Genomic DNA, 26,826 nt, shown 5'->3' on the forward strand with positions numbered 1-26,826 from the left:
CTCCGGTTCGCTTCGCGAACCACCTCTCCCCCACATTCGTGGGGGCGAGGAAACAGGCCGCGCTTACTTAGCCGGCTTGTACCAGCTATCGAGGCCTTCCTGCAGTTTCTTGGCGGCAGCTTCTGGCGTCTCGGTGCCATTGATCACATTGGCCGAGGCCACCCAGGTCTCGTTTTCCAAATTGGGGGTGCCGCGCGACAGGATCTGGTAGGTGGAGCGGATCGTCGGCTTGCACTTCTCGCGCCAGGAGACGAATTCCTGCGCCAGCGGATCCTCCATCTTCACCGGCGCGGACGACAGGCTGAAGAAGCCCGGCAGCGCATTGGCGTAGATCGTGGCGAATTCCGGTGAAGCGACCCAGGACAGGAAGGTCTTGGCCGCATCCGCATTGGCGCTCTTGGCGTTGAGCCCGATGCCGATGTCGTTATGGTCGGAGATATAGCAGGTGTCCCCGGCCTGTTTTACCGGTGGCGGGAAGGCGCCCATCTTGAACTGCGCCTGGGTGTTGAACACGGAAATCTCCCAGGAGCCGGCCGGATAGATGGCGGCGCGGCCGAGCGTGAACAGGTTCTGGCTGTCGGGATAGCTTTGCGCCTCGAAACCGTCGCCGAGATAGGGCTTCCACTTGGCAAGCGTCGCGAACGGCTCGACCCACTGCGGATCGGTCAGCTTCTGCTCGCCCTTGATCAGCGCCAGGCGGCCTTCCTCGCCCTTCCAGTAATTCGGGCCGATGTTCTGGTAGCCCATGGTCGCGGCTTCCCAGAGGTCCTTGGTGCCCATGGCCATCGGGATGTAATTGCCGTCGGCCTTGATCTTCTCAAGCATCTCGAAGAATTCGGCTTCAGTCGCCGGCGGCTTGATGCCGAGCTGATCAAAGGCATCCTGGTTGTAGATGAAGCCATGGATGACCGACGCCATCGGCACGCAGAAGGTGGCCTTGCCGTCATCCGTGGTCCAGGCCGATTTCGCGACATCGGAGAAGTTCTCCATGCCAGGCAGGCTGGTCAGGTCGGCCAGCTGGCCCTTGTTGAAGAGTTCGAGAGAGGCATCGAACGGGCGGCAGGTGATGAGATCGCCGGCCGAACCGGCATCCAGCTTGGCGTTGAGGGCCGCATTGTACTCGGTCGGCGCGGAAGGCGCGAAAACGACCTTGATCCCCGGGTTCTTGGCCTCAAAGGCTGGAATCAGCTTTTCCTGCCAGATGGCCAGGTCGTCATTGCGCCAGCTTTCGATGGTGAGCGTCTTGTCCTGGGCGATGGCAATCCCCGCCGTTGCCAGAATGCTGGACGCCATCAGCAGCGCCGTCAGTGTCGTGCGTTCCATGTTGCTTCTCCCTGTTGACCCGTTCAGGCTCGATTTTGACGAGAGCCTGCGCTCGCCCCAATTCTCGAAAGTGCCGGTCGAAGCTTCTGGCCGGCATCTTCGAGCAATCTCCTCGCGGCATCGGCATTGGCAGCGCCGGCGGCGATCAGTATGGCCGGCTTGACGGCGCCGTCGCTCTGTTCGAGGGCTTTCGCAGCCTCCGCCGGCGAGCAGCCGGCGACCGCCGCGACGATGCGCGCCGCCCTCTCCCTCAGCTTCGAATTATCGGCATGAAGATTGACCATATAGCCGTCATGGACATGGCCGAGGTGGATGGCCATCAGCGTCGACACCATGTTGAGCGCGATCTTCTGTGCCGTGCCGGCGCCCATCCGCGTCGAGCCGGCGATCAGCTCCGGCGGCGTGGCCAGAAGAATGGCGGTGTCGGCCAGTTGCAGCAGCGGCGAGCCGGCATTGTTGGCGATGGCGATCGTTGCCGCCCCATGCCTGCGCGCCTCTTCCAGCGCGCCGACCGAATAGGGTGTCGTACCGCTGGCCGACAACGCGATCAGGCAGTCATTTGCGGAAAGCTTCTGTGCGGCGACCTCCCGCGCGGCTTGTGCCGCGTCATCCTCCGGGCCGCCGGCGAGGTGGTGCAGGGCCTGCATTCCGCCGGCCAGAAGCATGACGATACGGTCGCGGGAAATGCCGAATGTTCCCGGAAGCTCGAGCGCATCCGCCAGCGCCATCAGGCCGGAGCTGCCGGCGGCCGCATAGACGATCCGGCCACCATGGGCCAGACAGTCGGCCGCAACGCGTGCCGCTTCAGCAATGGCGTCGATCGCTGTATGGACGGATTTGGCGGCCTCGACCTGCGCGCCGGCCAAAAGACGAAGGACGATTTCTGGCGCTTGCCGATCAAGCCCCGCCGCATCCTTGTGCACCGCCTCGGTACGCTTTTCGCCCATTCGCGCTCTCCCTGAAAAAACCATACCAAAAAAATACCACTTGTCCAGCCGCGTTAATGAATTTGTAAATCTTCCGAGGCGTCCATTCGAGATACCTAAAGTTTGTCAAACGGTTAGGTGCCATCCATCAGAGATCAAGAATTAACGCTTGGCGGGTGGTATTTTATTGGTATTATATGACTCAGGAGGCTTTCCAAGTGAATCTGGTGCTCGGCATAGATGGCGGCGGCACGAGTTGCAGGGCCGCGTTGGCGACGCTGGCGGGCGATATCATCGGCCGCGGCAAGAGCGGTCCGGCCAATATCATGACCGACCTGGCAGGCGCCCGCCACAACATCGTGGAAGCCGCGCGCCTGGCCTTCGTCGATGCCGGAAAAGACAGTGCCATGATCTCCGCTACCGACGCCGTGCTCGGCCTCGCCGGCACCAATGTCGGCGGCTACAAGCAGCAGCTCGAAGCGGTGCTTCCATTCCGCCGCAGCCTCGTCGAAAGCGATGCGGTGATTGCACTCAACGGCGCGCTCGGTGACCGCGACGGCGCCATTGCCATCATCGGCACCGGCTCGATCTTCATGTCGCGCAAGGGCGCAACCATGCAGACCATCGGCGGCTGGGGCTTCATGCTCGGCGATCTCGGCGGTGGGGCGCGCATCGGTCGCGACCTGCTTCAGGAGGTTCTGCTGGCGCATGACGATATCCGGCCCGGATCGGCGCTCACCCGCGCAGTGATAGCGCGCTTTGGCGGCGATCCGCGCGAAATCGTCAAATTCGCGGCCACCTCGAAGCCGGCCGATTTCGGCAATTTCGCGCCCTTGGTCTTCGACTTTGCCGCAAGGGGCGATTCGGTCGGCGGCCGCGTGCTTGCCCGTGCCGTCGGCGATATCGAGGAAGCGCTGGATGCGCTGAAACTCGAACCGGACCAGATTTTGTGCCTGCTTGGCGGTCTGGCCGCGCTGATTGCTCCGCAGCTTTCGCATCGCTATCGAATGATGCTGCGGCCGCCCCTGCAGGATGCGCTTGGCGGCGCGGTCTCGATGGCGGCGCGGCTTTTCGGCTCGCTGAAAGGAGGCGGAGATGGCTGACGCCGCCTCCAATATCTTCGCCGGCCTCGCCACATCGGCGCAGAACGGCGCGCCACTCTATCTGCAGTTGAAGAAGGCGATCGCGGATGCGGTTCGCCGCGGCCTCCTCGTTCCCGGCGATGCGCTGCCTTCCGAACGTGACATCGCCACCAGGGCGGAGGTGTCGCGGGTTACCGTGCGCAAGGCCGTGCAGGAACTGGTCAGGGACGGTATGCTCGTGCAGCGCCATGGCTCCGGCACTTTCGTTGCTCCCCGCATGGAACGTGTCGAACAATCCCTGTCGCGGCTGACTTCGTTCACCGAGGATATGGCGCGGCGCGGCATGGAGGTGCGCTCCGCCTGGCTGGAAAGGGGCATCTATCCGCCTTCGCCCGAGGAAATGATGGTGCTCGGCCTGTCGTCCAAGGAGCTGGTGGCGCGCATCAGCCGCCTGCGCATCGCCAACGGCACGCCGCTGGCGATCGAGCGTGCCTCGCTTTCGGCAAGCACCTTGCCTGATCCGGACGCTGTCGGTTCCTCGCTTTATGCGGCGCTCGAAAAGACGGGCAATCGCCCGGTGCGCGCGGTCCAGCGCATTTCGGCCGCCAATCTCGGGGATGCGGATTCAAAGCTGCTGGAGGTCGCGCCGGGCTCTGCAAGCCTCAATATCGAGCGGATCTCTTATCTGCCTTCGGGCAAGGTGATCGAGTTCACCCGTTCGGTCTATCGCGGCGATGCTTATGATTTCGTCGCCGAACTGCGCCTCAGCGGCCCGGATGAAAGCGGGGAGTCCATCCTGTGACGACCTCCACCCACATGCGCCGCGAGATCGTCGAAATCCCGGAGGCTGTGGCGCGCCTGCTCGACGGGTCAAAGACGGCACTTGCCGAGGCGGGAGCCGACATTGCCAGGCGCGATCCGCATTTTGTGGTCACCGTGGCGCGCGGTTCTTCGGACCATGCCGCCCTGTTCCTCAAATATGCGGTCGAGCTGACCGCCGGGCTGGCGGTCGCATCGGTCGGGCCTTCGGTCGCCTCCATCTATGGAAGGCGGCTGAAGCTTGCCGGCTCCGTCTGCCTTGCCATATCGCAGTCCGGCAAGAGCCCGGATATCGTCGCGATGGCGGCTGCGGCGCGCGCGGCCGGTGCGCTTACTGTCGCTATCACCAATACCGCGGTCTCACCGCTGGCCAACGCATCCGATCACGTGATCGACATCCTGGCCGGCGTCGAGAAGAGCGTCGCGGCCACAAAATCCTTCGTCAATTCGGCGGTAGCGGGGCTGGCGCTGATGGCGCACTCCACCAACGATCAGGCCCTGCTTGCGGCGCTTGGCGAACTGCCCGGGCATTTGCGCAAAGCCATCGGCGGCGACTGGATGGATTTTGCCGGGGCGCTTTCCGACAGCAACTCGCTCTTCATCCTGGGGCGGGGACCGGCATTTGCGATGGCCACCGAAGCGGCGCTCAAGCTCAAGGAAACCTGCGCCTTCCATGCGGAGGCCTATAGTGCCGCCGAGATCATGCATGGCCCGCTGGCACTGGTCGGGCCGGGTTTCCCGGTACTGGCGCTGGCGGCGCGTGACGCTGCCGAGAAATCGGTGGCAGAGGTGGCCGATGCCCTGGCAGACAAGCAGGCGAATGTGTTTGCGACATCGGATCTTGCCGCCAAGGCGACCAGGCTTCCATATGTCGCGACCGGACATCCACTGACCGACCCGCTGGCACTGATCGTCTCCTTCTACGCCTTCGTCGAGGCCTTTGCCCGCCATCGCGGGCTGAATCCGGACCAGCCGCCCAATCTGAGAAAAGTGACCGAAACCCTATGAGAAATGCCTTCGCCCTTTCGGGCGCGCGGATTTTCGATGGCGAGATGTGGCACGACAACGCCGCCCTGGTCGTGCGGGACGGATCCATCCACAGCATCGTGCGCGATGCTGATGCCGACATTACCTGCACCGATCTCGGTGGCGGCATCATCGCGCCGGGCTTCATCGACCTTCAGGTCAACGGCGGCGGCGGGGTGATGCTCAATGACGGTCCGTCGGTGGAGACTATCCGCACCATCTGCGCCGCGCATGCGCGCTTCGGCACAACGGCACTGCTGCCGACGCTGATCACCGACACGCGTGAAATGACCGCGGCGGCGATCGAGGCGGGCGCGCAGGCGGCACGGCAGAAAGTGCCGGGCTTTCTGGGGCTCCATCTCGAGGGGCCGCATCTGTCGCTGGCCCGCAAGGGGGCGCATGATCCGGCTTTGATCCGCCCGATGGAGGAGGCCGACGAAGCAGCGTTGATTGCGGCGCGCCAACGATTGCCGGTGCTGGTGACCACGGTTGCGCCGGAATCCGTCGCGCCCGACCGGATCAAAGCTTTGTCGGCGGCAGATGTCATCGTCAGCCTCGGCCATACCGATACGAGCTACGCCCAGGCGCTTGATGCCGTGCTTGCCGGCGCGTCGATGGCGACGCATCTGTTCAACGCAATGAGCCAGATCGGCAATCGCGAACCCGGGCTGGCAGGCGCGGTGCTCGACAGCGGAACCCTCTCGGCCGGGCTGATCGCCGACGGCATTCATGTCGACGCCGCGACCATGGGCATCGCGCTGCGCGCCAAGAACGGGCCGGCGCGGATATTCCTCGTCACCGACGCAATGGCGACGATCGGCACCGACATGACGTCCTTCATGCTGAACGGGAGGACGATCAAACGCGAGAACGGCCGCCTGACGCTGGACGACGGCACGCTGGCCGGCGCCGATCTCGACATGATTTCGGCGGTTCGTTTCGTGCACGAAACTCTTGGACTGGAGCTTGACGAGGCGCTTCGCATGGCCTCGCTCTATCCGGCGCAGGCCATCGGACAAGGCCACCGGCTCGGCCGTTTTGCACCGGGTAGCGCCGCCAACGTCCTGCATCTTTCGGACGCGCTGCAGGTGCGGCAGGTGTGGATCGACGGCAAGCAGGCTTACAGCGGGGACGCGTAACTCAGGCCTTCGTAGACTCGTCAGCGGCGGCGAAGCGTGCTTCGGCACGCGCCGCTTTCGCACGCGCATAGAAGAACGCCGCCACGAAAGTGATGCTCATCAACAGCACGATTGTCGGCGCCGGCGCGGAGTCGAGGAAGAAGCTCAGATAGACGCCGAGCACCGAAGCCGCGACGGCGATCGCCACCGAGATCGCCAGCATGCGATCGAAGCGATCCGTCAGCAGGAAGGCGATCGATCCCGGCGCGATCAGCATGGCGATGGCGATGATGATGCCGACCGCCTTCAGCGCGCCGACGATGGTGAGCGACAAGATTCCGAGCAGCCCATAATGCAGAAAACGCACCGGCAGCCCGATCGCCCGCGCATGCTGCGGATCAAAGGCGTGCAGCAGCAGGTCGCGCCGGAAAATGCCGATCGCACCCCCGGTGATCGCCGCTATGATGCCGCTCTGGGCAATATCGGCCCAGGTGACGCCGAGCATGTCGCCGAACAGGATGTGGTCAAGATGCACATCCGTCTCGATTTTGGTGTAGAGCACGATGCCGAGGCCGAACATGCCGGAAAAGACGATGCCCATGACCGTATCTTCCTTGACCCGGCTGTTTTCCTTCAGGAAACCCGTGGCCAGCGCGCAGATCATGCCGGCGGCGAACGCCCCGACGGCGAGCGGCAGGCCGGCGATATAGGCCAGCACCACGCCGGGAAACACCGCATGGCTGATGGCGTCGCCCATCAGCGACCAGCCCTTGAGCACGAGGAAGCACGACAACAGCGCCATCGGCACCGCCACCAGCACAGCGATGATGAAAGCCTGCTGCATGAAAGGGAATGCAAAGGGCAGGAGCAGTGTTTCGATCATGAATTCCTCCCGCCTCCATCCCCTGGATGAGGAGGCAACACCCCACAGCCCGACCGGTACGAAACCGACAGCACCATCACAGTCCCGCCTCCAGTGCTTCGCGGGCGCGGCGTCGCGCAGCCAACATGCCGTGCTTGGGCGCGAAGACGAATGCAACAAGGAAGATCAACGTTTGCAGCACGACGATGATGCCGCCGGTGGCGCCGTCGAGGAAATAGCTGGCATAGGCGCCAACAAGGCTGGTCAGCGAACCGATAGCGACGCTGATGGCAATCAGGCGGGGAAAGCGGTCGGTGAGAAGGTAGGCGGTGGCGCCGGGGGTCACCACCATGGCGATAACCAGGAACGCGCCGACCGTCTGCAAGGCCGCAACGGTGGAGGCCGAAAGCAGCGTGAAGAACAGCACTTTCAGCCAGTCAGGATTGAGGCCGATCGAGCGGGCATGGTTCTCGTCGAAGAAGGCGACCATCAAGTCCTTCCATTTGGCGAGCAGGATGGCCAGCGATACGCCACCGATGATGACGAGTTGCAGCGTGTCGCCCGGCGTGACGGCGAGAATGTTGCCGAGCACGATGGTCTGGATGTTCACCGAGGCCGGCGACAGCGAAATCATGAACAGGCCGAAACCGAAGAAGGAGGTGAATATCAGCCCGATGATGGCGTCTTCCTTGAGCTTGGTGCGCTGATTGAGGAAGAGCATGGCCGCTGCCGCCAGACCGCCGGACAGGAACGCGCCGAAGGCGAAGGGCAAGCCCAGCATATAGGCGCCGGCCACACCTGGCACGATGGAATGCGAGAGCGCATCGCCGATCAGCGACCAGCCCTTCAGCATGAGATAGGCCGACAGGAATGCGCAGACGCCACCGACGAGAGCGGAGACCCACATGGCGTTGACCATGTAGCCGTAGGCAAAGGGTTCCGTGAGCGTGGCGATCATTTTTCCGCCTTGTCAGCGGGGGTGGCGTCGCGCGGATCGTCTGCCCCGCCATAGATGACGAAGGGGCGCTCATCATCGGTCAGCACGGTGACGCGGCGCGGATCGGCATCGGCGTGCAGCGCGGCGCCACCGAGAATGAACTCGCGCAGCACGCCGCCGAAGGCCTTTTCCAGATTGGCGCGGGTGAAGACCTCGCCGGTGGGACCGGCGGCGAGCACGGTGCGGTTGATCAGCACGGCGCGATCGCAAAAGCGCGGCACGCTGCCCAGATTGTGGGTGGAGACCAGCATCACCCGGCCTTCTGCGCGCAAGGCCTCTAAAAGCGCGATGATTGCTTCCTCAGTGCGAACATCCACGCCGGTGAATGGTTCGTCGAGCAGGATCACCCTGCCCTCCTGCGCCAGGGCGCGGGCGAGGAACACGCGCTTCTTCTGGCCACCGGAAAGCTCGCCGATCTGGCGCTTGCGATAATCGGCCATGCCGACACGCTCCAGCGCCTCGTCCACCGCCTTGCGGTCGATGGCCCTCGTCATGCGCAGCAAGTTCATGTGGCCGTAACGGCCCATCATCACGACGTCTTCGACCAGCACCGGAAAGTTCCAGTCGACATCCTCGCTTTGCGGAACATAGGCGACCGCGTTGCGCTTCAGCGCCCGGGCAGCCGGCTCGCCGAATATCTCCACCTTGCCGGCGGCGAGCGGCACGAAGCCCATGATCGACTTGAAAAGCGTCGACTTGCCGCTGCCGTTGACTCCGACCAGCGCGGTAATGGTGCCGGTCGGGATGGCGAAGCTGGCGTTGCGCAGGGCCGTATGCCCGTTGCGATAGCTGACGGTGATGTTCTCGACACGCAAACCGCCGGCGGAAGTCTTGGCGGCGGTTCGTGGTGCGACAAGGTTCATTGGACCAGCGCCTTGTTGATCGTCTCGGTGGTGACGCGCAACAGGTCGAGGTAAGTCGGTACCGGCCCATTGGCATCGCTCAAGGAGTCGACATAGAGCACGCCGCCATATTTGGCACCGGTCTCACGCGCGGCCTGCTCCGCCGGCGCGGCCGAAACCGTGCTTTCAGAGAACACCGCCGGAATGTCGTTGGCCTTGACCGCGTCAATGACCTTGCGGACCTGTTGCGGCGTGCCCTGTTGGTCGGCGTTGATCGGCCACAGATAGAGTTCCTTGAGGCCGAAATCGCGCGCCAGATAGGAAAAGGCGCCTTCGCTGGTGACCAGCCAGCGGCGCGCTTCGGGAATGCCGGCGATCCGGGCGCGGATCGGCTCGATCGTCGCCTTGATCTTCTCCGAATAAGCGGCGGCGTTCTGCGCATAGACCTCGGCATTCTTCGGATCCTGCTCGGCAAAGGCCTTGCGAATATTCTCGACATAGATCAGCGCGGCATCCGGCGACATCCAAGCGTGCGGGTTGGGCTTGCCGGTATAGGGCCCCTCGGCGATGCCCATCGGCTCGACGCCCTCGGAGACGACGACGCCCGGCACTTCGTCCAGATTGGCGAAGAATTTCTCGAACCAGAGTTCGAGATTGAGGCCGTTCCACAAAATAAGATCGGCCTTCTGTGCCTTGATCAGGTCACCCGGCGTCGGCTGGTAGTTGTGGATCTCGGCATTGGGCTTGGTGATCGACTCGACGTTGGCGGCATCGCCAGCCACGTTCCGGGCAATGTCGGCGATCACCGTGAAGGTGGTGACGACGGTCATCGTGTCATCCTTGGCTTCACCCTCCGCCGAGCAAGCGGCTAGCGCGAGGAGAAGAGCGGAGACGAGAAAGGCGCGGATGAAGGTCATGAAAATCTCGCTGAACAGGCTGCGACCATACGCAGCCACACCGCCACATAGAGTGCCGGCACTCGCCTGTCAATGCAATTGCAAATCGTTTGCAAGAAGAACCTGAAAAGACGGTAGCTCGATACCGGCGAAAGACGTGGACAACTCCCGGTTTTCCGTGATGCTGTCGAGCCTTGTGGGCCGCGATCTTTGCAACTGAGTGTCATCTGGCGCATAGTCGCCGGCATGGCGAAGCAGAAAATCCAGAAGCCCGACTATGAGCGGATGCTGCGCAAGGCAGGCGTGCGAATCACCCGCCCGCGCCGCATCATCATCGAAATCCTCGCCGGCACTGACGACCATCCCGACGCGCTCGAGATCTTTCGCCGGGCATCGGCAATCGACGCCAGCATTTCGCTCTCGACCGTCTATCGCACGACAAAACTGCTGGAGCGCCTCGGGGCCATCCATCGCCACGCCTTTGAAGGCGGCCCTTCCCGCTTCGAACAAGCTCAGGGCGAGCATCACGACCATTTGATCGATCTCGATACGGGCGACGTGATCGAGTTCAAGTCTGATCGGATCGAGCATCTGCAAAACGAAATCGCCGAGGCGCTGGGCTACGATATCGTGCATCACCGCCTCGAACTCTACGGCCGCCGACGCAAATCGCGCTGATATCAGAGGCATTTCACGAGAACGGACGCCTTCAGCCGGTGTGTTGACGGCACAGCCTTGCAGGGCAATCATCACGACCGAACCTGTCGTTCACTTGAATTTCATTCGGGACACGGACATGGAAAAAGCCGAAATCGGCCTGATCGGCCTTGGCGTGATGGGCTCAAACCTCGCCCTCAACATTGCCGAAAAAGGTCACGCGGTCGCCGTCTTCAACCGAACCACCGCGCGCACCGGCGCCTTCTTCGAAGCGGCGGGCGACCTCAGGAAGATGATCGTGCCTTGCACGACACTGACTGAGCTGACGAAATCGATCCGGCCGCCGCGGCCGATCATCCTCATGGTGCCGGCGGGCCCGGTTGTCGATGAGCAGATCGCAGCGCTGCGCGAGGAACTGTCTTCCGGCGATATCATCATCGATGCCGGCAATGCCAATTTCCGCGACACCGTCCGCCGGTTCGCGGAACTTGAAAATTCCGGACTGACCTTTATCGGCATGGGAGTTTCGGGCGGCGAGGAAGGCGCGCGCCACGGGCCTTCGATCATGATCGGCAGCACCGAGGAAGCCTACGCCAGAGTGGAGAAGATACTTCTCGACATCTCGGCGAAATATGAGGGCGAACCCTGCGCCGCCCGTCTCGGTCCGAACGGTGCGGGACATTTCGTCAAGACGATCCATAACGGCATCGAATATGCCGATATGCAGATGATCGCCGATATCTACGGGGTCTTGCGCGACGGGCTCGGCATGAAGCCGGACGAGATTGGGGCGGTGTTTGCCGAGTGGAACAAGGGCCGGCTCAATTCCTATCTGATCGAAATCACCGCGGCGGTGCTTGGCGTCACTGACCAGAAGACCGGCCAGCCGATCGTCGACGTGATCCTCGACCGCGCCGGCCAGAAGGGCACAGGCAAATGGTCGGCGATCGAGGCACAGACGCTCGGCGTTTCGGCGACCGCAATCGAGGCGGCGGTCTCGGCTCGCATCCTGTCGTCACTGAAGGATGAGCGGCTTGCCGCACAGCAGGCCTATGGGGGCGGCCGCTTCGCGAAATTCGAAGGAGACCGCGGCGCCGTGCTGCGGGACCTCGAACTGGCGCTGTTTGCCGGCAAGATCGCGGCTTACGCGCAGGGCTTTGCCGTCATGGACGCGGCATCCAGGGAATTCGGCTGGAACCTGCCAATGCCGACCATCGCCAAGATCTGGCGCGCCGGCTGCATCATCCGTTCACAGTTCCTCGGAACGTTGGCGGAAGCATTCGAGGAGAGCGAGAATCTCGCCAATCTGCTGATGGCACCGGCTTTCGTGGGAATGATGGGGCAGGCGCATCCATCCCTGCGCCGCATCGTGGCCCGAGCCGCCGAAGCAGGCCTGCCGATGCCGGCACTGTCTTCCGCGCTCGCTTATTTCGACCTTTATCGCCAGGGGCGCGGCACCTCCAATCTGATCCAGGCGCAGCGCGATTATTTCGGCGCACACGGCTTCGAGCGCATCGACAGCAAGGGCGCCTTCCACGGGCCTTGGGCCGGTGGCGGCTGAGCATCCGGCTAGGATCAATCCCAACGAAAAACCCCGCCGGATCGCTCCGGCGGGGTTTTTGCAATCAGTCGCGACGAAGATCAGTCTTCCTTGTTGCCGCGGTTCTTCAGCGCCGCGCCGAGGATGTCGCCGAGCGAAGCGCCGGAGTCGGTTGAACCATACTGGGCGACCGCCTGCTTTTCCTCTGCGATTTCCAGCGCCTTGATCGAGACCTGGATCTTGCGGGTCTTCTTGTCGAAGGCGATGACGCGGGCATCGACCTTCTGACCGACGGTGAAGCGCTCGGGGCGCTGCTCGTCGCGATCGCGCGAAAGGTCGTTGCGCTTGATGAAGGTTTCGATGTCGTGGTCGACAAGCCGAACCTCAAGCCCCCCGTCCTTGACGCCGATCACTTCGCAGGTCACCACCGCATTCTTGCGCAGATCGCCCGAAGAGGCGGCCTCGCCTACCGAATCACGCGAGAGCTGCTTGACGCCAAGCGAGATGCGCTCCTTGTCGATATCGACATCGAGCACCTGCGCCTTGACGATGTCGCCGCGATTGTACTCTTCGATGACCTGCTCGCCCGGACGGTTCCAGTCGAGGTCGGAAAGGTGGACCATGCCGTCCACGTCGCCTTCCAGGCCGATGAACAGGCCGAACTCGGTCTTGTTCTTGACCTCGCCTTCGACCTCGGCACCGACCGGATGGTCGCGCGCGAAGGCTTCCCACGGATTCTCCAGCGTCTGCTTGAGTCCGAGCGAAATGCGGCGCTTGGCCGGATCGACCTCGAGAACGACGACATCGACTTCCTGCGTCGTGGAGAGGATCTTGCCCGGATGCACGTTCTTCTTCGTCCACGACATTTCCGAAACGTGAATGAGGCCCTCGATGCCCGGCTCCAGCTCGACGAACGCGCCGTAGTCGGTGATGTTGGTGACCGTGCCGGTGATCTTCTTGCCGATCGGGAACTTGGTGCCGATATCGCTCCAGGGGTCGCTCTCGAGCTGCTTCATGCCGAGCGAGATGCGGTGAGTTTCCTGATTGATGCGGATGATCTGCACCTTGACCGTCTGACCGATCGACAGGATCTCGGTCGGATGGTTGACGCGGCGCCAGGCCATGTCGGTGACATGCAGCAGGCCATCGATGCCGCCGAGATCGACGAACGCACCATAGTCGGTGATGTTCTTGACGACACCCTCGACCACCTGGCCTTCTTCGAGGTTCTGCACGATCTCCGAACGCTGTTCGGCGCGGCTCTCCTCGAGCACGGTGCGGCGCGACACGACGATGTTGCCGCGACGGCGATCCATCTTCAGGATCTCGAAGGGCTGCGGGTTGTGCATCAGCGGGGTGACGTCGCGGATCGGCCGGATGTCGACCTGGCTGCGCGGCAGGAAGGCCACGGCGCCGTCCAGATCGACGGTGAAGCCGCCCTTGACCTGGTTGAAGATGACGCCCTCGACGCGCTCACCCTTGTTGAACTTTTCTTCGAGCTTGACCCAGCTCTCCTCGCGACGAGCCTTGTCGCGCGACAGCATGGCTTCGCCCAGCGCGTTCTCGATGCGCTCGACATAGACCTCGACCGTATCGCCGACCTTGAGCTGGCCGTCCTTGGCCTTGGCGCCGAATTCCTTCAGCGGCACACGGCCCTCGACCTTGAGGCCGACATCGATGATGGCCATGTCCTTTTCGATCGCCGTGACGGTGCCGCGGACGACCTGACCCTCACCCGAATGACCGTCGGAAAAGGATTCTTCGAGCAGGCTCGCGAAATCGTCGCGAGTGGGGTTTGCTTGTGACATATGTTCTCCTGGAACGTCCCTCGGGACAGGCGCCGTTGGTTCGTGTTGCGTTAACCTGCCGGCATTCCGGGCCAAGAGGCCCTGGTGCCGCTTTTCGCGGCCGATCCGGCGCATGAAGACTGCTGGCAGGCTGGTTACGGTCCGAAACTCAGACCTCGCTTCTCCTGGCGAGAGCATCGTCCACGATATCCCTAGCCTTGAGAAACGCGGTTTCTATAGCCATTTCCGACGTATCGAGCAAGTACGCATCGCTGGCTGGCTTGAGCGGCGAGTCGGCACGGCTCATGTCGCGCTCGTCACGGCGCAGTATGTCCGCCAGTATATCTGTGAGTTCGGCGCTGCCACCATTGGCCCTTATCTCGGCGGTACGGCGCTCGGCCCGCACCGGTGCGCTCGCGGTAACGTAAAGCTTCACATCCGCATCGGGACAGACGACGGTGCCGATGTCGCGACCGTCAAGCACCGCACCGGACGGCTGGGCGGCGAATTCGCGCTGCTTGTCAACGAGGATCCGCCGCACCGCCGGAATGACCGCCACTTTCGACGCCGCCTCGCCGACCCCATGGGCCGAGAGCACTGCCCTGTCGAGCCCGCCGAGGTCGACGAGCCGCGCCGCCTCGATGGCGTGGCCCTCGTCATCAGGCGACCAGCCTTTCGCCAAGAGCATATGCGCGACCGCGCGGTAGGTCAGTCCCGTATCGAGATGCGGCAGATGGTAATGCGCCGCCAGAAGCCTGGCCAGCGTGCCCTTGCCGGAGGCCGCGGGGCCGTCGATGGCTATAACGAGACGCGTATTCGACATTATGCACCCCCCTCTGCCCTGCCAGGCATCTCCCGGGTCACACTGCCGCCTCGATTCTCGCGCCGAGGCCGGCCATCAAGCCCATGAATTCCGGGAAACTGGTGGCGATCATAGTCTGGTCGTCGATTGTCACCGGCCTTTCGGAGGCAAGCCCCAGGACAAGAAAACTCATGGCAATGCGGTGATCGAGGTGGGTCTTGACCGTACCGCCCCCGAGGCCCTTGCCGCCCGGGCGGCCGCGCACGATGAGCGAGGCTTCGCCCTCGTCGCAATCAATGCCGTTCGCCTTCAACCCTTCGGCGACGGCCGAGAGCCGATCGGATTCCTTCACACGAAGCTCTTCAAGCCCCGGCATGCGCGTCTCGCCCTCGGCAAAGGCCGCCGCGATCGCAAGCACAGGATATTCATCGATCATCGAGGGCGCGCGCTCTGCCGGCACGGTGACGCCCTTGAGTTCGGACGAACGCACATGCAGGTCGGCAACGTCCTCGCCGCCCGCCATGCGCCGGTTCAGCAACTCGATCGAAGCCCCCATCTCCAGAAGTGTGGTGATCAGGCCGGTGCGGGTCGGGTTCATCAGCACGTTCTCGATGGTGATGTCGGAGCCTGGCACGATCAGTGCCGCGACCAGCGGAAAGGCCGCCGATGACGGATCGCCCGGCACGGCGATGACCTGACCGGTGAGTTTGCCCTGCCCTTCGATACGGATATGGCGCACGCCATCCTTGTCGGTTTCCACCTCAAGATTGGCGCCGAAACCCTGCAGCATCTTCTCGGTATGGTCACGCGTCATCACCGGCTCGACGACCGTGGTGATGCCCGGCGTATTGAGGCCGGCAAGCAGCACCGCCGACTTGACCTGGGCGGAAGCCATCGGCACGCGGTAGGTGATGGGCGCGGCATGTTTGGGACCGCGCAGCGTTATCGGCATGCGGTCACCCGGGGCGGCCTTCAGCACCTGCACGCCCATTTCGCGCAGCGGATCGAGCACGCGGCCCATCGGCCGGCCGGAGAGCGAGGCGTCACCGATGAAGGTGGTTTCCATGTCATAGGTGCCGACCAAGCCCATGGTGAGGCGCGAGCCGGTGCCGGCATTGCCGAAGTCCAGCGGGGCTGCCGGCTCGAGCAGGCAGCCATTGCCGGTGCCCTGGATGACCCATTCGGGGCCGCGCTTTTCCAGATGGGCGCCCATAGCCTTCATCGCCTCGCCGGTGCGCAGCACGTCCTCGCCTTCGAGCAAGCCGGTGATGCGGGTTTCGCCGGAGGCGAGCCCGCCGAACATGAAGGAGCGGTGTGAAATAGACTTGTCGCCGGGCATCCGAACGGTACCCGACAAAGCCGGCGATTTGCGCGCGATTGCGGGCTGCGGAACTTCTTCATGCGACATGACGGCACCTGCTGCGGATTGCGACAAAATCGGTGTATTTCCCGATGTTGCGGGGGTCTCCTAGCATGGCAGAAGGAGCCGGTCATCCCCTCAGCACGGTCCGCGCCAGCTTCGTTTTGCGCCTCGCGCGGGTGCGGTCTTTTCACTTTGACAGCGCTGCAAACTGCGGTTATGGGGACCAGACTTTCAAGACGAGGCTCGACGGTGGCAAAATCCGAACTTGGCACGAAACGCATCGACCCTGAAACGGGGCGCAAATTCTACGATCTGAACAAGGATCCGATCGTTTCTCCCTATACCGGCAAGTCCTATCCGCGCTCCTATTTCGAATCGACCAATCTGAAAGGCGTCGATGAGGACGAGGATCAGGTCGAGGACAAGGAAGTCGACGGCGAGGAGGACGAGGACGCCGAAGTCGTCTCGCTCGAGGAAGCCGACGACGAGATCAAGGGCGACGACGACGTCATCGAGATCGATGACGAAGAGGATGTCGACCTCGGCGATGATGATGACGACACCTTCCTGGAAGATGAGGAAGAAGACGATGATGACGTCTCCGGCATCATTGGTGTCGGCGACGACGACGAGAACTAGAGGCAAGCCTCCATCTGGTGATTAAAAACCTTGCATGGAGGCTTGATCTTGGCGAAAGGCGGGGTTAGAAGCCGCCTTCGATGCCGGTGCGGGACAACCCGCCCGGACCGCCGGAAACGGCAACCGGTCTTGCGCCGGTGTGGGGCCATAGCTCAGCTGGGAGAGCGCCTGCATGGCATGCAGGAGGTCAGCGGTTCGATCCCGCTTGGCTCCACCATTCAGTCTTCGGCACCAGGGTGCTTTTTTCTGGCGACACTTGTCTCGGCAATTTTGCTACGGCGGCTGGCGCCCAAGTTGCCGGGCCACCTGATTGCTCTATTGCTTGGAGGGGTGGTCGCCTATTTCGTCCATGCTCGCGCGCATGGCATTCAGTTCGTCGAACCAATTGCCTTTCAGTTGCCGCCGTTGCGCTTGCCGGAGCTGTCTACCGAGGCTCTGCGGTCGCTGGCGCCCGGATCCTTCGCGATTGCCTTGATAGGTCTTCTCCAGACGGTTTCCATCTCCAGGGCTATTGCAGGACGTTCGCGCCAGCATGTCGATACGAACCAGGAGATCATTGGGCAGGGTCTATCGAATCTCGTCGGTTCGTTCTTTTCCTCTTACGCTGGGTCCGGTTCGCTCACACGCAGCGGCCTGAACTATGATTCAGGAGCGAAAACTCCGCTGTCGGCAATATTGTCTTCGCTCTTTCTGCTCGGCATGATGGCGTTTGTCTCGCCACTGATCCACTATCTGCCGATTCCGGCGATGTCGGCCCTGATCATCCTGATTGCTTGGCGGCTGGTCGAGTTCGGAAAGATCGTCCATGTGCTTCGCACAAGCGCATCCGAAACCATCGTGCTTGTCTCAACCTTTCTTGCCGTCCTGTTTTTGGAGATGGAGTTCGCCATCTTTCTGGGCGTAATTCTGTCGCTGTGCTTCTTCCTGCACCGGACCATGCGGACCGATGTTCCGCTGTGGGTCCCCAATCCCATGGATCGGCATCGCAGTTTCGCCAACGCCGACCGGGCTAGGCTGCCTGAATGTCCGCAAGCAATCTTTTCGCGCCTTCAAGGCCCGCTCTATTTCGGGGCACTCGAGGGGCTGCAAAGGGAGTTCCGCCGTCTGGAGCAGACCCGGCCCCATCAGTCTCATATGGTTCTCGGCATCGACGGTAACATCGGCATGGACCTGTCAGGCGCGGAATTCCTCATTGAGGAAGCCAAGAGGCGTGAGGCGCGAGGCGGTGGCCTTTATCTCATCGTAAAATACCCACGGCTGCGCAAACAGCTCTCCACATATCGGGTAGCAAGGGAAATCGGCCCGGGTCACGTGTTTCGCCGAAAGAGCGAAGCGATTCCGCGCGTCGTGCGCAGGCTTGATCCGATCATTTGCGCGGCCTGCAAGAACCGGATCTTCCTCGAGTGCCCGACGCCGGACGAACCTCGACAAAGGGACCAATCTCTGTCGGAAGCCGCTGTGTGCGCCTGAGCGTTCTGATTTGATGTTGGCCGGCATTAGATAAGGGTGCCGGCCGACCTCATTCGCGGTTCGGGCCTCTCGATACCAGCGCGCGGAATTCGCTTGCCGCGCGCGTGACATAACGTTCCTTGTGCCGCAGCACGAAAAAGCGGCGTTTCGGCAAGTCGATGTCGATCGCAACGAGCGTGCCCGCCTTGAGCGATCCTTCGGCGACCAGTCTTGATATGACGGTCGCGCCGGCGCCCGCTTCCACCGCCGCACGGACCGCCTCATTGGAAGGAAGTTCCAGCGCTATGTCCAAGGTGCGCGGGTCGACGCCGAGTGCCGGAAGCGCGGCCTCGAAGATCGAACGCGTTCCCGAACCGCGTTCGCGGAAAACCCAGCGCGTCGTGCTGAAATCCCGTTGCGGATCGGGACGCGCCCTCACCCACGGATGATCCGGTGCAACGACGAGCAGCAATTCGTCATCGGCGACCGGTTCGATCGACAGAGCGGGATCATCCACTTCACCTTCGATGAAACCGAGGTCGGCAATGCGCTCATGCACCATCTCACAGACGGCTTCCGTGTTGCCGATGGTAACGCCAAGTTCGATTCCCGGAAAAGTCGAACGAAAGCGATGCACGAATAACGGCAGCCAATAGTTGGCGACGGTCTGGCTGGCCCCGAGCCTCAGCAATCCCCGCTTCAGTCCGGCAAGGTCGGCGAGCACGACTTCGGCGGCAGCGGCGCGCGCCAGCACGGCACGCGCTTCGCGCAGAAAGACGTGACCGGCATCGGTGAGGACGATGCGCCGCCCGATGCGGTCGAAAAGTTGTGTCTGGTAACGCGCTTCGAGCGCAGCTACCGCCGCGCTCGTGGCCGATTGGGTCAGGTTCAGGTCGCGCGATGCCTGTGTGACGTGCTCGCGCTCGGCCACCGCGACGAAGATCCGGAGCTGTTCGAGGGTCACGTCCTTCCTTTCAACCGACGACCTTGATCAGCATTAAACTGAAAGATGCGATGAAAAGGAATGCGACAAGACCGAGAAGCAGCGGGCGGCCACCTTTTGCCTTCAGTTTCCTGAAGTCGGTTTCCATTCCCATCGCGGCCAGCGCCATCGACAGCAGGAAAGTCGTCAGCGATGCCGTCCATTCCTTCACCTCGAAGGGAATGGCGACGATGCTGTTCAGCCCGACGAGGGCCACAAAGCCGAGAACGAACCAGGGCATCGGCGCCTTTGCCTGGGAATGCCGATCGCCGGCGCTTCTGGCGCGGCGGCTTGCCGCGAGGCCCACGGCGATAACCATCGGCGCCAGCATCATGACCCGCGTGAGCTTGGCGATGGTTCCGAACTCGCCGGCCTGGTCGCCGACCTGAAAGGCCGCGGCAACGACCTGCGCGATCTCATGGATCGATGCGCCGACCCACAGGCCGTATGCATGCGGATCGAGATGCAGCAATCCCGGCAGGAGCGGGTAGAGAAACATCGCAACCGAACCGAAGATCGTCACGCAAGCCACCGCGTAGGCGACGTCCTCGTCCTTGGCGTTCGTCGCCGTATTGGTTGCGATGACGGCGGACGCTCCGCAAATCGACGTGCCGGCGGCGATCAGCTCGGCCAGTTTGCGCTCGACACCGATGATACGGCCGAACCACAGCGTGAAGAGGAAGGTTGCCAGCAGCGTGGCGGCGACGATGGCAACACCCGAAAGGCCGACTTGCATGACCTGCGCGATGCTGAGTTGCAGGCCGAGAAGGATGATGGCGAAGCGGAGAATCTTGCGTATCGAAAACGTCACGCCCGGCTTGGCGCGGACGGGCGTGCCGACCAGATTGTGGAAGGCCATGCCGATCACGATGGCAATGATCATCGGACTGAACGCCGAAACACCCGGCACGAGCCTGAGCCGGAAAGCCAGACAGGCGATCAGAGCCGCGAGGAGCAGGCCGGGCAGCAGGCTCCATCGGCTTTTGCGTTCTGCTTGTCTTAGCGCCTCATCAGCTTGGATGGCGCGTTGGAATTCTAGTTGTGTGGTGGCATTCATGGCTCAAGCTTCCTGTGTGAGCACAAGCTATGAGCCGGAGTTCAATCAATCCAACGCGTAATATCGCACGATTCGTTCGATGTTTTCGATGATAAGCTGCCCTGCCCGAAGAGCCGAGTCTGCGGGCAGGGTGGTGGCGGTCACGCCAGGGGTTTGAGGTTCGCCTCGATCGAGGCCCGCCTTCCTTCCAGGAAGGGCGGCAGGGAAAGTCTCTCACCGAGCGTTTCCAGTGGCTCATCGACTGTAAAGCCCGGCCCGTCCGTGGCGATTTCGAACAATATGCCGTTCGGCTCACGGAAATAGAGCGAACGGAAATAGTAGCGCTCGACCTCGCCGCTGGAGGGCAGGCGGAACTCGTTCAGCCGCTGCGTCCACTGATGCAGCGTTTCCTGATCGGGTGCCCTGAATGCTACGTGATGGACTGCGCCGGCCCCTTGGTGTGCGGGTCGCAAGCCAGGCTGCACGGCGACATGCAGCTCGGCGGCAGGTCCGCCTTCTCCCATCTCGAACACATGCACCTGGCCCTCCCCATCGGGCGACGGATACTCCCGTCCCTTGCGCATGTTCATTACCCTGGTCAGCACGGCCTCGGTGCTGGCGAGGTCGGGCACGCTGATGGTGATGGGGCCAAGTCCCCGGATCTGATGTTCGGCCGGAACAGGGCTTTTGTCCCAGGGGTGCGCGGCCCCTGCCCCACCGTCGCTGACCAGCCGGAAACGTTGACCTTCGGGATCTTCGAAGTCCAGCGCGCTGTGGCCGCCGATGCCGCCTATTTCGCCTGCCGGTACGGCGCTGGCGACCAGCCGCTCCTTCCACCACCGAAGGCTTTCGTCGCTGCCCACCCTCAACCCCGTTCTAACGATGCTGTGGGTTCCCCGGCGCTCGCGGCCGACAGGCCAGTCGAAGAAGGTGAGATCGGTGCCGGGCGAGGCTTGGCCGTCCGCATAGAAGAGATGATAGGCGCTGGTGTCGTCCTGGTTCACCGTCTTCTTGACCAGGCGCAAACCCAACGTGCGCGTGTAGAAATCGAGATTCTTCGGTGCGTTGGCGGTAATCGCCGTGAGATGGTGGATACCTGTCAGTTGCAAGCTCATGGCTGCCTCCTGCCTTTTGAGGAAATTGCTCCGCCTACATGTCTGCATGCCACGCTGTTCGGGAAAGGGGAGTCTACACGACAGTCCGTCGTCAAAATACGAACCAATCGCCGGGTTCGCCAGTACTCATGACGAACGGCAAGCTTCGCAGCAAGTTGCATCCACTTGAATTTCCAGAAAACATTCCTAGGTCAATTAATGATCTCGTGCATTGTGTGCGGGACGCAATGTTGTGGTTGATCTTCATTCGTGGAGGTTGTCATGGCAAATTCCGTAACGGTAGGCAGGAAGAGTCAGGATTGGGCCAATCTGGTCCTGGCGGTTTGCCTTCTACTCTCCCCTTGGGTCGTCGGCTTTGCCGCTGAAACCGTTCCAGCCTGGAACGCGTGGATTGTCGGCATACTGCTCGGCGCGCTGGCGCTGGCCGCGCTCTCGGTCTTCGCCGAATGGGAGGAATGGGTAAACCTTGCACTCGGCATCTGGCTGATCGTGTCGCCCTGGGTGCTCGGCTTCGACGCCAATGTGAACGCGCTGTGGACGCATATCGTCATCGGCGTGCTTGCTGCGGCGGTCTCGGCCTGGGCGGTCTGGGATATCCGGCATCCACATGCGCACGCATAGCTGAGACGAGACCTGATACCCATCCCGGCAATGTAGCTGTCCGTAGGGATGCGGATAGCGAGCAAGGCTATTTGTCTGCCACTTTCCCCTGAGTGATGAGGCGGGAGCTGCGTTGATCGCGCGTGTAGGTCCACAACCAGGTAAGGGCCACGCTTAGCCGGTTGCGAACGCCGATCAGGAAATAGATGTGGGCCAAACCCCATATCCACCAGGCGATGGCGCCTCGAAGCCTGATCCATCCGAAGTCGATCACCGCCAGTCGCTTGCCGATGGTGGCGAGGCTTCCGGCGTGCTTGTACCGAAAGGGTGAAATCGGACGTTCGCCACGCAGCCGCGCCCGAATTGCGCCGGCGACATATTGGCCCTGTTGCTTGGCTGCAGGCGCGATACCGGGAACCGGATTGCCATCGGGATCGGCAACCGCCGCCGTATCGCCAATGACGAATATTTCGGGATGGCCGGCAACAGTCAGATCCGGCTCTACCTTCACACGCCCGGCGCGGTCTGACGCCACATCGAGCCAAATGGCTGCTGGAGAGGCCTGCACTCCCGCCGCCCAGATGATGGTGGAGGCCGCGAGTTTCCGTCCGGCGTAAACGACGCCATCGGCCGTACAGTCAGAAACCGGCTGGCCAAGCTCCACCTCGACGCCCAGCCGCTCCAGCGATTTCTGCGCATAGATCGAGAGCTGCTGCGGATAGCCGCCAAGCACGCGGGGGCCGGCTTCGATCAGGACGACCCGGGCTTTTCGCGTGTCGATGTTGCGGAAATCCTTCGGCAAAGTCGATCGTGCAAGCTCTGCAATTGCACCGGCAAGTTCGACGCCGGTCGGTCCCGCGCCGATGATGACGAAAGTGAGAAGCGCAGCCCGCCTGGCTTGGTCTTTCTCGCGCTCCGCTTGCTCAAACGCGGTCAGGATACGCCGGCGAATGGTCGTGGCGTCCTCCAATGTTTTCAGCCCCGGCGCGAACGGTTCCCAGTCATCATGACCGAAATATGCGTGGCGAGCACCTGTGGCGAGCACGAGCGTATCGTAGGAGACAGTCGAGCCATCATCGAGGAAGACGCAACGCGCCTGCTTGTCCACGCCCTCCACCGTGGCAAGCAGGGTCGTCACCTCGCTGCGCCTGCGCAACAAATGGCGGATCGGCCAAGCAATCTCTGAAGTGGCCAGCGAGGCCGTCGCCACCTGATACAACAGCGGCTGGAACAAATGATGGTTGCGGCGATCGATGACGGTGATGCGAACCGGTGCGCCTGCCAGGCGATAGGTCGTTTCCAATCCGCCGAATCCGGCTCCGACGACAACGACATGATGCATATCTGAGACGGTGTCCCCCGGCATTGCGCTTCCCGTGCTTCCCTAGTTCATCCGCCGGAACGGTTCAAACGGGGCGATCACCGTCAAACTGATCTGCCCACGGCAAGGCGGCAAGCCAATTCTCTCGCCGAGACGTCCACAATTCATATTCGGGGATGAGATCGCTTGGCGCGATATCGAGTGACCCGAGCATGATTTCCGCCTCGTCGTTCCGCAGCCACACGATTCGTCCGCCGCAATTGGGGCAGAAGCTGCGATGTGCAAAGGTCTTCATCTTGCCGCTGCTGGTGTAAGCGGCGATCGGCCAGACGCCGAAGGGCGTGAAGAAACTGCCGCTGGCGCGCCGACAATCCTGGCAATGGCAAAGGCCTACGCGTAGCGGCGCGCCGCTGACACGAAAACGGACAGCGCCGCAAAGGCAACCACCTTCACGTTGGATATCTGCCGTTGCGGGGTTCACCGCTGCGGCCGGTCGCGTAGTCCGGGCGCCTTCGGATTGTTGGCGCCGCTCGCTCCGCAACCAAGCCGGCAGGAACTCTGCCAACAGACTGCGGAATACGTCTTCAAACCGCTGCGTTCGGTGTAAGCTCATCCGGACAAACAATTCATGCGGGCGGAGGTTCCGAAATGGCCATGCGGCTGGCGCGCCCAAACTCGGTTTCGTCCATGAGCGCGCGCAACGATCTCTCCTTGAGTATGACGAAGCCGTTTATCCTAAACGGCGGTGAAGACGCCAAGTGCACCATCCTGCTCGGGCATGGCGCGGGCGCACCGATGGACTCGGCCTCGATGACAGCAGCGGCCGGCGCGCTGGCAGCGCATAATTTCCGCGTTGCCCGCTTTGAATTCGACTATATGGCGGACAGACGGGGAAACGGGGCGCGCAAGCCGCCTCCGCGGGCGGAAAGGCTTATCCCTGAATATGCCGCGGCAGTCGATGCGCTTGGTGCAAAGGGACCGCTGATCATCGGCGGCAAGTCGATGGGCGGACGCGTCGCCAGCATGATCGCCGACGAGCTTCTGGCGTCCGGAAAAATCGTCGGCTTGTTGTGTCTGGGCTATCCGTTCCACCCGCCGGCGAAGCCAGGTCAGCTTCGAACCAAACATCTCGTCGAGCTGAAAACGCCAACCCTTATCGTGCAGGGTACGCGTGATGAGTTCGGCACACGCGAAGACGTCGCCGACTATACACTTTCCGAAGCCATCGAGATCTTCTGGCTGGACGACGGCGATCACGATCTGAAGCCGCGCAAGAGCATATCCGGCTTCACCATTGCCGACCATCTGAAGACCATGGCCGAAAAGGTGTCAACCTGGGCCGACAGGCTCGTGCGCTGACGGATGAAGATCGCTACCTTCAACATCAACGGGGTCAACGGTCGTCTTCCGGTGTTGCTGCGATGGTTGGCCGAAGCCGAAGCCGATGTGGTCTGCCTGCAGGAACTCAAGGCGCCAGACGAACGGTTCCCCATTCGCGAGATCGAACATGCCGGCTACGGCGCGATCTGGCACGGACAGAAGAGCTGGAACGGTGTCGCCATACTAGCGCGCGGCAAGGAGCCTATCGAAACACGCCGCGGCCTGCCCGGCGATCCCGACGACAGCCATAGCCGCTACATCGAGGCGGCGATCGAGGGCATGCTCGTCGGCTGCCTGTATCTGCCCAACGGCAACCCCGCGCCCGGCCCGAAGTTCGATTACAAGCTGCGCTGGTTCCAGCGCCTGACGGACTACGCAGCCGAACTGCTCGCTCTCGAGATCCCGGTCGTGCTTGCCGGCGACTACAACGTGATGCCGACAGAACTCGATGTCTATAAACCCGAGCGCTGGACCGGTGACGCACTTTTTCGTCCGGAAGTGAGAGACGCTTTTCACGTATTGGTCGCGCAGGGTTGGACCGACGCGCTTCGCACCCTCCATCCGGATGAGCGCATCTACACGTTCTGGGACTACTTCCGAAATGCCTGGGGCCGAAACGCCGGGCTGAGGCTCGATCACTTTTTGCTCAGCCCGTCGGTGGCGGCGCGTCTTGCGGCGGCAGAGGTCGACCGGCAGGTGCGTGGTTGGGACAAGGCGAGCGATCATGCGCCAACCTGGATCGAACTGGTCGACGGCAGCCGCACTAAGCGGCGCAAAGGAACGCCCAAATCCGGCTAGGAGCAAGCACGGACAGCCAAAGCACCTCGACCTGGTCGGGAGATTGCGTCCTTTTTTCCATGGTTTTTCCTGACGGACATGACGTATATGCGGCTGTGCCCGGTGGAGAAATCTATATGTCAGGCTCGCTCGAACCGCTCGCAGGGATCGTGACCACTGATCTGGCCGCGATAACCCGGGGGCGCTTCGTGACCGAAGGCAGGCTCTCCCAAATTGCCGCCACCGGTGTGGGCTGGATACAAACCAACCTGTCGCTTACCGCGTTCAGCACGGCGGCCACTCCCAATATCTGGGGCTCGGCCGGCGATTTGCGGCTCATTCCCGACTTCAAAGCCCGCTATCGCTGCCATGCTACGGGAAGCCAGACCCCTTTCGACATGATCATGGGCAATCTGGTCGAAATCGACGGCAGTTCGTGGAGCGGATGCACGCGCAGCATTCTGAGAAACGCCGCCGCGGCACTTGAGAACGCGACCGGCCTGTCGCTCAAGGCCTCATTCGAGCAGGAATTCTACTTGCTCGGCCAGGATCCGGGGCCCGGGCACTCGCTATCCTTTGCGGCGCTGCGCCGTGCCGACCCGTTCGCACCACAACTGATGGCCGCCTTGCAGGAGGCAGGCCTGAACCCGGAAGTGATCCTTGCCGAACTCGGCCCGACACAGTTCGAGGTCAGCATAGCCCCTACAGATCCTGTGGCGGCTGCCGACCGGGCGATCGCGGTAAGGGAAATCACCAGGGAGCTGGCGAGAAATTTCGGCGCGAAGGCAAGCTTTTCGCCGAAACCGTATCTCGACCAGCCCGGCAACGGTGTGCACATCCATTTCAGCCTGGTGGACAAGTCAGGTCGGGGAAAAACCTATGATGCGGATGGACCGGCGCAACTCTCGGCCGAGGCGGCAAGCTTCTGCGCGGGCATATTGCGCCATCTGCCGGCGCTCGTGGCGCTGACGGCGTCAAGCGCTCCGTCCTACTACCGCCTCAAGCCGCATAGCTGGAGTTCGTCCCATACCTGGCTGGCGCGACAGGATCGGGAGGCGACGCTGCGCATCTGCCCCGTCCTGACCATGGCGGATCGGGATCCAGCCGACCAGCTCAACATCGAATATCGCGCCGCCGATGCAACCGCCAATCCCTATCTGGCCTTGGCAGCGCTCATCCATGCCGGACTTGAAGGAATGACCAAGGGCTACAAGCTGCCGCTGCTTACGGCGGTAAATCCGGAGGCATTGTCGCCAGACCAGCGCCGCATGCACCAGCTCGAGCGATTGCCGGGAAGCCTCGGCGAGAGTCTTGACGCCTTGCGGGCAGACGAGACCGTGACCGGCTGGTTTCCAAAGCCCCTCATCGAGAGCTTTTTCGCCGTCAAGCACTCGGAACTGGCACGGCTGGAAGGGCTCGACAACGCAGCGGTTAGCGAACTCTATCGCGACCTTTATTAGGCCCCATCCCGAGGATCGGGACGAGGC

General features: G+C 62.4%; 26 protein-coding genes and 1 tRNA gene. 13 read left to right on the forward strand and 14 right to left on the reverse strand.

The window, feature by feature from the left end; genetic code table 11:
• Positions 1 to 63: 63 nt before the first annotated feature.
• On the reverse strand, positions 64 to 1,323 hold the full coding sequence (locus ACLKMW_RS06955) for an ABC transporter substrate-binding protein (RefSeq protein WP_415723677.1): 1,260 nt from the start codon (positions 1,321 to 1,323) through the stop codon (positions 64 to 66).
• 23 nt (positions 1,324 to 1,346) lie between these two features.
• Positions 1,347 to 2,270: an N-acetylmuramic acid 6-phosphate etherase gene (locus tag ACLKMW_RS06960; RefSeq protein ID WP_415723678.1), complete on the reverse strand. Its 924-nt coding sequence runs from the start codon at positions 2,268 to 2,270 to the stop codon at positions 1,347 to 1,349.
• A gap of 197 nt (positions 2,271 to 2,467) precedes the next feature.
• Here ACLKMW_RS06960 and ACLKMW_RS06965 point away from each other — a divergent pair, with 197 nt between their 5' ends.
• The 4 genes from ACLKMW_RS06965 to nagA are packed head-to-tail and all read left to right on the forward strand — an operon-like array spanning position 2,468 to position 6,315.
• Positions 2,468 to 3,352, forward strand: coding sequence for a glucosamine kinase nucleotide-binding domain-containing protein (locus tag ACLKMW_RS06965; protein WP_415723679.1), 885 nt, complete (start codon positions 2,468 to 2,470; stop codon positions 3,350 to 3,352).
• Positions 3,345 to 4,133 carry a GntR family transcriptional regulator gene (locus ACLKMW_RS06970; RefSeq protein WP_415723680.1) on the forward strand — a complete coding sequence of 263 codons (789 nt, stop codon included), beginning with the start codon at positions 3,345 to 3,347 and terminating at the stop codon, positions 4,131 to 4,133. The genes ACLKMW_RS06965 and ACLKMW_RS06970 overlap by 8 nt, the downstream gene beginning before the upstream one ends.
• Positions 4,134 to 4,147: 14 nt before the next feature.
• Positions 4,148 to 5,158, forward strand: a complete 1,011-nt coding sequence (locus tag ACLKMW_RS06975; protein WP_415723873.1) for an SIS domain-containing protein — start codon at positions 4,148 to 4,150, stop codon at positions 5,156 to 5,158.
• On the forward strand, positions 5,155 to 6,315 hold the full coding sequence (nagA, locus tag ACLKMW_RS06980; protein WP_415723681.1) for an N-acetylglucosamine-6-phosphate deacetylase: 1,161 nt from the start codon (positions 5,155 to 5,157) through the stop codon (positions 6,313 to 6,315). Before ACLKMW_RS06975 ends, nagA begins: the two co-directional genes overlap by 4 nt.
• Position 6,316: 1 nt before the next feature.
• On the opposite strand, the gene ACLKMW_RS06985 is transcribed toward nagA, so the two are convergent.
• The 4 genes from ACLKMW_RS06985 to ACLKMW_RS07000 form a co-directional block, all read right to left on the reverse strand.
• Entirely contained in the window at positions 6,317 to 7,177 is an 861-nt protein-coding gene (locus ACLKMW_RS06985) for a metal ABC transporter permease (RefSeq protein WP_415723682.1), read from the reverse strand.
• A 76-nt stretch (positions 7,178 to 7,253) separates the two neighbouring features.
• Positions 7,254 to 8,114 carry a metal ABC transporter permease gene (locus tag ACLKMW_RS06990; RefSeq protein WP_415723683.1) on the reverse strand — a complete coding sequence of 287 codons (861 nt, stop codon included), beginning with the start codon at positions 8,112 to 8,114 and terminating at the stop codon, positions 7,254 to 7,256.
• Positions 8,111 to 9,016, reverse strand: a complete 906-nt coding sequence (locus ACLKMW_RS06995; RefSeq protein WP_415723684.1) for a manganese/iron ABC transporter ATP-binding protein — start codon at positions 9,014 to 9,016, stop codon at positions 8,111 to 8,113. The genes ACLKMW_RS06990 and ACLKMW_RS06995 overlap by 4 nt, the downstream gene beginning before the upstream one ends.
• On the reverse strand, positions 9,013 to 9,825 hold the full coding sequence (locus tag ACLKMW_RS07000) for a metal ABC transporter substrate-binding protein (RefSeq protein WP_415723874.1): 813 nt from the start codon (positions 9,823 to 9,825) through the stop codon (positions 9,013 to 9,015). The genes ACLKMW_RS06995 and ACLKMW_RS07000 overlap by 4 nt, the downstream gene beginning before the upstream one ends.
• A gap of 312 nt (positions 9,826 to 10,137) precedes the next feature.
• Here ACLKMW_RS07000 and ACLKMW_RS07005 point away from each other — a divergent pair, with 312 nt between their 5' ends.
• Positions 10,138 to 10,569 carry a Fur family transcriptional regulator gene (locus ACLKMW_RS07005; protein ID WP_415723685.1) on the forward strand — a complete coding sequence of 144 codons (432 nt, stop codon included), beginning with the start codon at positions 10,138 to 10,140 and terminating at the stop codon, positions 10,567 to 10,569.
• A 118-nt stretch (positions 10,570 to 10,687) separates the two neighbouring features.
• Entirely contained in the window at positions 10,688 to 12,109 is a 1,422-nt protein-coding gene (gene gndA, locus ACLKMW_RS07010; protein ID WP_415723686.1) for an NADP-dependent phosphogluconate dehydrogenase, read from the forward strand.
• 80 nt (positions 12,110 to 12,189) lie between these two features.
• Here gndA and rpsA read toward each other — a convergent pair whose 3' ends face one another.
• From rpsA to aroA, 3 genes are all read right to left on the reverse strand, one after another.
• On the reverse strand, positions 12,190 to 13,896 hold the full coding sequence (rpsA, locus tag ACLKMW_RS07015; RefSeq protein WP_415723687.1) for a 30S ribosomal protein S1: 1,707 nt from the start codon (positions 13,894 to 13,896) through the stop codon (positions 12,190 to 12,192).
• A gap of 148 nt (positions 13,897 to 14,044) precedes the next feature.
• Complete coding sequence (cmk, locus tag ACLKMW_RS07020) at positions 14,045 to 14,698, reverse strand: (d)CMP kinase (protein ID WP_415723688.1); 654 nt, start codon at positions 14,696 to 14,698, stop codon at positions 14,045 to 14,047.
• A gap of 37 nt (positions 14,699 to 14,735) precedes the next feature.
• Complete coding sequence (gene aroA / locus ACLKMW_RS07025; protein ID WP_415723689.1) at positions 14,736 to 16,085, reverse strand: 3-phosphoshikimate 1-carboxyvinyltransferase; 1,350 nt, start codon at positions 16,083 to 16,085, stop codon at positions 14,736 to 14,738.
• A 204-nt stretch (positions 16,086 to 16,289) separates the two neighbouring features.
• Here aroA and ACLKMW_RS07030 point away from each other — a divergent pair, with 204 nt between their 5' ends.
• From ACLKMW_RS07030 to ACLKMW_RS07040, 3 genes are all read left to right on the forward strand, one after another.
• Positions 16,290 to 16,679, forward strand: a complete 390-nt coding sequence (locus ACLKMW_RS07030) for a TIGR02300 family protein (protein ID WP_415723690.1) — start codon at positions 16,290 to 16,292, stop codon at positions 16,677 to 16,679.
• Positions 16,680 to 16,820: 141 nt separating this feature from the next.
• Positions 16,821 to 16,896: transfer RNA gene (locus ACLKMW_RS07035), tRNA-Ala, on the forward strand.
• Positions 16,857 to 18,149, forward strand: coding sequence for a SulP family inorganic anion transporter (locus ACLKMW_RS07040; RefSeq protein WP_415723875.1), 1,293 nt, complete (start codon positions 16,857 to 16,859; stop codon positions 18,147 to 18,149). Before ACLKMW_RS07035 ends, ACLKMW_RS07040 begins: the two co-directional genes overlap by 40 nt.
• A 49-nt stretch (positions 18,150 to 18,198) precedes the next feature.
• Here the strand turns inward: ACLKMW_RS07040 and ACLKMW_RS07045 are convergent, their stop codons facing one another.
• The 3 genes from ACLKMW_RS07045 to ACLKMW_RS07055 all read right to left on the reverse strand — a co-directional run bounded on the left by ACLKMW_RS07045 (position 18,199) and on the right by ACLKMW_RS07055 (position 21,261).
• Positions 18,199 to 19,092 (reverse strand): LysR family transcriptional regulator, encoded by an 894-nt coding sequence (locus tag ACLKMW_RS07045; protein ID WP_415723691.1) that lies wholly within the window; start codon positions 19,090 to 19,092, stop codon positions 18,199 to 18,201.
• 10 nt (positions 19,093 to 19,102) lie between these two features.
• A complete protein-coding gene (locus ACLKMW_RS07050; protein WP_458575168.1) occupies positions 19,103 to 20,077 on the reverse strand; it encodes a YeiH family protein in 975 nt (324 codons plus the stop codon).
• Between the two features lie 230 nt (positions 20,078 to 20,307).
• Positions 20,308 to 21,261, reverse strand: a complete 954-nt coding sequence (locus tag ACLKMW_RS07055; protein WP_415723693.1) for a ring-cleaving dioxygenase — start codon at positions 21,259 to 21,261, stop codon at positions 20,308 to 20,310.
• A 261-nt stretch (positions 21,262 to 21,522) separates the two neighbouring features.
• Between ACLKMW_RS07055 and ACLKMW_RS07060 the strand changes: the two genes are divergently transcribed.
• Positions 21,523 to 21,882: an SPW repeat protein gene (locus ACLKMW_RS07060; protein WP_415723694.1), complete on the forward strand. Its 360-nt coding sequence runs from the start codon at positions 21,523 to 21,525 to the stop codon at positions 21,880 to 21,882.
• Between the two features lie 67 nt (positions 21,883 to 21,949).
• Here the strand turns inward: ACLKMW_RS07060 and ACLKMW_RS07065 are convergent, their stop codons facing one another.
• Together ACLKMW_RS07065 and ACLKMW_RS07070 are read right to left on the reverse strand one after the other, a co-directional pair.
• Complete coding sequence (locus tag ACLKMW_RS07065) at positions 21,950 to 23,227, reverse strand: NAD(P)/FAD-dependent oxidoreductase (protein ID WP_415723696.1); 1,278 nt, start codon at positions 23,225 to 23,227, stop codon at positions 21,950 to 21,952.
• A 40-nt stretch (positions 23,228 to 23,267) separates the two neighbouring features.
• Positions 23,268 to 23,855 carry a GFA family protein gene (locus tag ACLKMW_RS07070; protein ID WP_415723697.1) on the reverse strand — a complete coding sequence of 196 codons (588 nt, stop codon included), beginning with the start codon at positions 23,853 to 23,855 and terminating at the stop codon, positions 23,268 to 23,270.
• Positions 23,856 to 23,899: 44 nt separating this feature from the next.
• Between ACLKMW_RS07070 and ACLKMW_RS07075 the strand changes: the two genes are divergently transcribed.
• From ACLKMW_RS07075 to ACLKMW_RS07085, 3 genes are all read left to right on the forward strand, one after another.
• Complete coding sequence (locus ACLKMW_RS07075) at positions 23,900 to 24,541, forward strand: alpha/beta hydrolase family protein (protein WP_415723698.1); 642 nt, start codon at positions 23,900 to 23,902, stop codon at positions 24,539 to 24,541.
• Positions 24,542 to 24,544: 3 nt separating this feature from the next.
• The gene (xth, locus tag ACLKMW_RS07080; RefSeq protein ID WP_415723699.1) at positions 24,545 to 25,360 is read left to right on the forward strand and encodes an exodeoxyribonuclease III; all 816 of its coding nucleotides are present in this window, start codon (positions 24,545 to 24,547) and stop codon (positions 25,358 to 25,360) included.
• Positions 25,361 to 25,476: 116 nt separating this feature from the next.
• Positions 25,477 to 26,799: a type I glutamate--ammonia ligase gene (locus tag ACLKMW_RS07085; RefSeq protein WP_415723700.1), complete on the forward strand. Its 1,323-nt coding sequence runs from the start codon at positions 25,477 to 25,479 to the stop codon at positions 26,797 to 26,799.
• Positions 26,800 to 26,826: the final 27 nt, after the last annotated feature.

Source organism: Borborobacter xinjiangensis (assembly GCF_047739745.1).
GTDB lineage: Bacteria > Pseudomonadota > Alphaproteobacteria > Rhizobiales > Rhizobiaceae > Pseudaminobacter.

What these genes read in the sequence shown, in the direction of transcription:
- ACLKMW_RS06955 (WP_415723677.1), bottom strand. Translation starts at nt 1,323, where the DNA reads ATGGAACGCACGACACTGACGGCGCTGCTGATGGCGTCCAGCATTCTG.
- ACLKMW_RS06960 (WP_415723678.1), bottom strand. Translation starts at nt 2,270, where the DNA reads ATGGGCGAAAAGCGTACCGAGGCGGTGCACAAGGATGCGGCGGGGCTT.
- ACLKMW_RS06970 (WP_415723680.1), top strand. Translation starts at nt 3,345, where the DNA reads ATGGCTGACGCCGCCTCCAATATCTTCGCCGGCCTCGCCACATCGGCG.
- ACLKMW_RS06975 (WP_415723873.1), top strand. Translation starts at nt 4,148, where the DNA reads ATGCGCCGCGAGATCGTCGAAATCCCGGAGGCTGTGGCGCGCCTGCTC.
- nagA (WP_415723681.1), top strand. Translation starts at nt 5,155, where the DNA reads ATGAGAAATGCCTTCGCCCTTTCGGGCGCGCGGATTTTCGATGGCGAG.
- ACLKMW_RS06985 (WP_415723682.1), bottom strand. Translation starts at nt 7,177, where the DNA reads ATGATCGAAACACTGCTCCTGCCCTTTGCATTCCCTTTCATGCAGCAG.
- ACLKMW_RS06990 (WP_415723683.1), bottom strand. Translation starts at nt 8,114, where the DNA reads ATGATCGCCACGCTCACGGAACCCTTTGCCTACGGCTACATGGTCAAC.
- ACLKMW_RS06995 (WP_415723684.1), bottom strand. Translation starts at nt 9,016, where the DNA reads ATGAACCTTGTCGCACCACGAACCGCCGCCAAGACTTCCGCCGGCGGT.
- ACLKMW_RS07000 (WP_415723874.1), bottom strand. Translation starts at nt 9,825, where the DNA reads ATGACCGTCGTCACCACCTTCACGGTGATCGCCGACATTGCCCGGAAC.
- ACLKMW_RS07005 (WP_415723685.1), top strand. Translation starts at nt 10,138, where the DNA reads ATGGCGAAGCAGAAAATCCAGAAGCCCGACTATGAGCGGATGCTGCGC.
- gndA (WP_415723686.1), top strand. Translation starts at nt 10,688, where the DNA reads ATGGAAAAAGCCGAAATCGGCCTGATCGGCCTTGGCGTGATGGGCTCA.
- rpsA (WP_415723687.1), bottom strand. Translation starts at nt 13,896, where the DNA reads ATGTCACAAGCAAACCCCACTCGCGACGATTTCGCGAGCCTGCTCGAA.
- cmk (WP_415723688.1), bottom strand. Translation starts at nt 14,698, where the DNA reads ATGTCGAATACGCGTCTCGTTATAGCCATCGACGGCCCCGCGGCCTCC.
- aroA (WP_415723689.1), bottom strand. Translation starts at nt 16,085, where the DNA reads ATGTCGCATGAAGAAGTTCCGCAGCCCGCAATCGCGCGCAAATCGCCG.
- ACLKMW_RS07040 (WP_415723875.1), top strand. Translation starts at nt 16,857, where the DNA reads ATGCAGGAGGTCAGCGGTTCGATCCCGCTTGGCTCCACCATTCAGTCT.
- ACLKMW_RS07055 (WP_415723693.1), bottom strand. Translation starts at nt 21,261, where the DNA reads ATGAGCTTGCAACTGACAGGTATCCACCATCTCACGGCGATTACCGCC.
- ACLKMW_RS07060 (WP_415723694.1), top strand. Translation starts at nt 21,523, where the DNA reads ATGGCAAATTCCGTAACGGTAGGCAGGAAGAGTCAGGATTGGGCCAAT.
- ACLKMW_RS07065 (WP_415723696.1), bottom strand. Translation starts at nt 23,227, where the DNA reads ATGCCGGGGGACACCGTCTCAGATATGCATCATGTCGTTGTCGTCGGA.
- ACLKMW_RS07075 (WP_415723698.1), top strand. Translation starts at nt 23,900, where the DNA reads ATGACGAAGCCGTTTATCCTAAACGGCGGTGAAGACGCCAAGTGCACC.
- xth (WP_415723699.1), top strand. Translation starts at nt 24,545, where the DNA reads ATGAAGATCGCTACCTTCAACATCAACGGGGTCAACGGTCGTCTTCCG.
- ACLKMW_RS07085 (WP_415723700.1), top strand. Translation starts at nt 25,477, where the DNA reads ATGTCAGGCTCGCTCGAACCGCTCGCAGGGATCGTGACCACTGATCTG.